General features: G+C 48.0%; 2 tRNA genes and 3 rRNA genes. All 5 read left to right on the top strand.

The annotated features are described in order from the left end of the window. Positions 1 to 146 precede the first annotated feature (146 nt). Positions 147 to 1,673: ribosomal RNA gene (locus tag E4T88_RS17130) — 16S ribosomal RNA — on the top strand. 141 nt (positions 1,674 to 1,814) lie between these two features. After that, a tRNA-Ile gene (locus tag E4T88_RS17135) sits at positions 1,815 to 1,888 on the top strand. Between the two features lie 93 nt (positions 1,889 to 1,981). Further along, positions 1,982 to 2,055 (top strand) — tRNA-Ala (locus tag E4T88_RS17140). 158 nt (positions 2,056 to 2,213) lie between these two features. Beyond that, positions 2,214 to 5,098: ribosomal RNA gene (locus E4T88_RS17145) — 23S ribosomal RNA — on the top strand. A gap of 130 nt (positions 5,099 to 5,228) precedes the next feature. Next, positions 5,229 to 5,339: ribosomal RNA gene (gene rrf / locus E4T88_RS17150) — 5S ribosomal RNA — on the top strand. Together the 16S, 23S and 5S rRNA genes with 2 tRNA genes alongside form the textbook arrangement of a ribosomal RNA operon. Positions 5,340 to 5,343: the final 4 nt, after the last annotated feature.

Here is a 5,343-nt window from a genome sequence, read left to right on the forward strand (position 1 = left end):
AGCGAACAGATAACGATCTTTGAAATTTTGACAACATATGAGTGTAGTACAATAGCACTTCGGTGCTAGAAAATATTATACCGTCAATTTACTTAATAAGTGAATCGATAAGGACAGGATCACAAAAGACTTAAAAAAAAGAATATACAAAGAAGAGTTTGATCCTGGCTCAGGATGAACGCTAGCGATAGGCCTAACACATGCAAGTCGAGGGGCAGCATAGAGTAGCAATACTTTGATGGCGACCGGCGCACGGGTGAGTAACACGTATGCAACCTACCTACATCAGGGGAATAACCCGGAGAAATTCGGACTAATACCGCATAATACAGGGATGCCGCATGGCAATATTTGTTAAAGATTTATCGGATGTAGATGGGCATGCGTTCCATTAGCTAGTTGGTAAGGTAACGGCTTACCAAGGCAACGATGGATAGGGGAACTGAGAGGTTTGTCCCCCACACTGGAACTGAGACACGGACCAGACTCCTACGGGAGGCAGCAGTGAGGAATATTGGTCAATGGACGAGAGTCTGAACCAGCCAAATCGCGTGAAGGAAGACTGCCCTACGGGTTGTAAACTTCTTTTGTACAGGAATAAAAGACATTACGTGTAATGTATTGCATGTACTGTACGAATAAGCATCGGCTAACTCCGTGCCAGCAGCCGCGGTAATACGGAGGATGCGAGCGTTATCCGGATTTATTGGGTTTAAAGGGTGCGCAGGCGGGATTTTAAGTCAGCGGTGAAATTTTCAGGCTCAACCTGAACACTGCCGTTGAAACTGGGATTCTTGAGTATGGATGAAGTAGGCGGAATTCGTTGTGTAGCGGTGACATGCTTAGATATAACGAGGAACTCCGATTGCGTAGGCAGCTTACTAAGCCATAACTGACGCTCAAGCACGAAAGCGTGGGGATCAAACAGGATTAGATACCCTGGTAGTCCACGCCGTAAACGATGATTACTAGTTGTTTGCGATATACCGTAAGTGACTAAGCGAAAGCGATAAGTAATCCACCTGGGGAGTACGCCGGCAACGGTGAAACTCAAAGGAATTGACGGGGGCCCGCACAAGCGGAGGAACATGTGGTTTAATTCGATGATACGCGAGGAACCTTACCCGGGCTTGAAATGTACCTGACCGTCCTTGAAAAGGGACTTCTAGCAATAGCAGGTATGTAGGTGCTGCATGGTTGTCGTCAGCTCGTGCCGTGAGGTGTCGGCTTAAGTGCCATAACGAGCGCAACCCACATTATTAGTTACTAACAGGTTAAGCTGAGGACTCTAATAAGACTGCCGTCGTAAGATGCGAGGAAGGTGTGGATGACGTCAAATCAGCACGGCCCTTACGTCCGGGGCGACACACGTGTTACAATGGGAGGTACAAAGGGCTGCTACCTGGTGACAGGATGCTAATCCCCAAAGCCTCTCCCAGTTCGGATCGGAGTCTGCAACTCGACTCCGTGAAGCTGGATTCGCTAGTAATCGCGCATCAGCCATGGCGCGGTGAATACGTTCCCGGGCCTTGTACACACCGCCCGTCAAGCCATGGGAGCCGGGGGTATCTGAAGTGCGTAACCGCAAGGAGCGTCCTAGGGTAAAACTGGTGACTGGGGCTAAGTCGTAACAAGGTAGCCGTACCGGAAGGTGCGGCTGGAACACCTCCTTTCTGGAGTGACTGTCCGCTTAGGTATAATAGGGAAGTTACTGCACTCACATATGTTGTTATTAAGATATACCTGGTTTAACAAACCGGATACAAGAGAAACCAAGAAGCTGGCAAATCAGTTTCAGGTTGAACGAAAAAGCCAGTCCTATAGCTCAGTTGGTTAGAGCGCTACACTGATAATGTAGAGGTCGGCAGTTCAAATCTGCCTGGGACTACGATTGAACAGTACTCAGTATTCAGTCCACAGTTAAAGGACAAGCGATCGTGCTTGTTAACTGTCAACTGTTCACTGTAGACTGCACAAAATCGGGGGATTAGCTCAGCTGGCTAGAGCACCTGCCTTGCACGCAGGGGGTCAACGGTTCGAATCCGTTATTCTCCACAGTGTCTTCGACAGTCGTTATAGAAGTATAACAGGAAGCTGTTCACAGACAAGAAGATCTTTGACATGATGTAATAAAAGAGCAAGTAAAGAAAGATTATAGGAATATAATCTATCAAACCCTGCTATCAATGACTTCGGTTGTTGATAGATAGAAAAAGAAAGTAAATAAGGGCACATGGGGGATGCCTTGGCTCTCAGAGGCGATGAAGGACGTGATAAGCTGCGATAAGCTACGGGGAGGTGCAAATAACCATTGATCCGTGGATTTCCGAATGGGGCAACCCATTAGAGGAAGACTCTAATACACTGCAAGCAGTGAGCTAACGCGGGGAACTGAAACATCTAAGTACCCGTAGGAAAAGAAAACAAAAGTGATTCCCAAAGTAGTGGCGAGCGAAATGGGACTAGCCCAAACCAATATTGTTTAGGCAATGTTGGGGTTGTAGGACTGCGTCGTGGCAAGACCGTAAGGAAGTAGAACGTATTGGAAAATGCGATCACAGAGGGTGATAATCCCGTATACGAATCTTTGCGTAAGCCTAGCAGTATCCTGAGTAGCGCGGGACACGAGAAATCCTGTGTGAATCTGCCGGGACCATCCGGTAAGGCTAAATACTCCTGAGAGACCGATAGTGAACCAGTACCGTGAGGGAAAGGTGAAAAGCACCTCGAACAGAGGAGTGAAATAGACCCTGAAACCATGTGCCTACAAGCGGTCGGAGCAAGTAATTGTGACGGCGTGCCTTTTGCATAATGAACCTACGAGTTACTCTTACTGGCAAGGTTAAGTACAACGATGTACCGAGCCGAAGCGAAAGCAAGTCTTAACAGGGCGGCTAGTCAGTAGGAGTAGACGCGAAACCAAGTGATCTACCCTTGGGCAGGTTGAAGTTTGGGTAACACCAAATGGAGGACCGAACCGGTAAACGTTGAAAAGTTTTCGGATGACCTGAGGGTAGGGGTGAAAGGCTAATCAAACTTGGAGATAGCTCGTACTCCCCGAAATGCATTTAGGTGCAGCCTCGGCTTATAACTTATGTCAGGTAGAGCGACTGATTGGATGCGAGGGCTTCGCCGCCTATCAAGTCCAGATAAACTCCGAATGGGCATAAGTTTTTACCGGGAGTGAGGGCATGGGTGCTAAGGTCCATGTCCGAGAGGGAAAGAACCCAGACCATCAGCTAAGGTCCCCAAATACATGTTAAGTTGAATTAACGAAGTATGACTACTAAGACAGCTAGGATGTTGGCTTGGAAGCAGCCATTCATTTAAAGAGTGCGTAACAGCTCACTAGTCGAGTGGTCGTGCGTGGATAATAATCGGGCATAAAACATGTTACCGAAGCTATGGGATAAATATTATCGGTAGGGGAGCATTCTGCTCCGCGTTGAAGGCGAACCGTCAGGTTCTCTGGAGCGTGCAGAAAAGCAAATGTAGGTATAAGTAACGATAAAGGAGGTGAGAAACCTCCTCGCCGAAAGACTAAGGTTTCCTGATCAACGCTAATCGGATCAGGGTAAGTCGGGCCCTAAGGCTAAGCCGAATGGCAATGCCGATGGAAGAACCGGTTAATATTCCGGTACTGTATTAATGAGTGAAGTGGGGACGCAGGAGTGACACTACTGCCATCTGACGGATTAGATGGTTAAAGGGAGTAGGCGTTGACGGGGGTAGGCAAATCCGCCCTTGGAGCTGAATCTGATAGTACTACAAACCTTCGGGTGCGTAGATAATGTAGGTAATCCGACTGCCGAGAAAATCCGCTAAACGCTAATCATTAATGCATCCGTACCACAAACGGACACACGTAGTCGGGTTGAAAATACTAAGGCGCTCGAGCGATTCACAGTTAAGGAATTAGGCAAAATGACCCTGTAACTTCGGGATAAAGGGTGCCATCTGAAAGGGTGGCCGCAGAGAATAGGTCAAGGCAACTGTTTATCAAAAACACATGGCTATGCTAATAAGAAATTAGATGTATATAGTCTGACACCTGCCCGGTGCTGGAAGGTTAAGAGGAGAAGTCATAGGCAACTAGAAGCTTTGAATTGAAGCCCCAGTAAACGGCGGCCGTAACTATAACGGTCCTAAGGTAGCGAAATTCCTTGTCGGGTAAGTTCCGACCTGCACGAATGGTGTAATGATCTTGACACTGTCTCAACTGTGATCTCGGTGAAATTGTAGTATCGGTGAAGATGCCGATTACCCGCGATGGGACGAAAAGACCCCGTGAACCTTTACTATAGCTTTACATTGACGTTGGGCACTTGATGTGTAGGATAGGCCGGAGGCTATGAAGCGGGTACGCCAGTACTTGTGGAGCCAACCTTGAAATACGGCCCTTTGATTGTTTGACGTCTAACCTGTGGATACAGGGACATTGTATGGTGGGTAGTTTGACTGGGGTGGTCGCCTCCAAAAGAGTAACGGAGGCTTCTAAAGGTGTGCTCAGGACGATTGGTAACCGTTCGTAGAGTGTAATGGTATAAGCACGCTTGACTGAGAGACCTACAAGTCGATCAGGTAGGAAACTAGAGCATAGTGATCCGGTGGTTTCAGTATGGAATGGCCATCGCTCAAAGGATAAAAGGTACTCCGGGGATAACAGGCTGATCATTCCCAAGAGCTCATATCGACGGAATGGTTTGGCACCTCGATGTCGGCTCGTCACATCCTGGGGCTGGAGTAGGTCCCAAGGGTTGGGCTGTTCGCCCATTAAAGTGGCACGCGAGCTGGGTTCAGAACGTCGTGAGACAGTTCGGTCTCTATCTATCGTGGGCGCTGGATATTTGCGGAGATCTGACACTAGTACGAGAGGACCGTGTCGGACAGACCCCTGGTTCACCGGTTGTTCCGCCAGGAGCATCGCCGGGTAGCTAAGTCTGGATCGGATAAGTGCTGAAAGCATCTAAGTACGAAGCCGGCTTCAAGATAAGATATCCTCATAAGGGTCGTTGTAGACTACAACGTTGATAGGCTGCAGGTGTAAAGGCAGTAATGTCATAGCCGAGCAGTACTAATTGCCCGAAAGCTTTCTACGGGGTGCGGATAAATCCGCACCGAATACTAACCAGAGGTTTGCTAGATTGGTATCTATGATATGTATCTATTTGCTCTTTTACATCAGGTCAATCCTATAAGGATGGAAAACGATTCATCCGTAACGATATTCAGGTGGTTATAACACCGGGGCTCCACCTCTTCCCATTCCGAACAGAGAAGTTAAGCCCGGTCGTGCCGATGGTACTGCGTAAAAGTGGGAGAGTAGGTTACCGCCGTTTTAAA

Source organism: Dysgonomonas mossii (assembly GCF_004569505.1).
Taxonomy (GTDB): domain Bacteria; phylum Bacteroidota; class Bacteroidia; order Bacteroidales; family Dysgonomonadaceae; genus Dysgonomonas.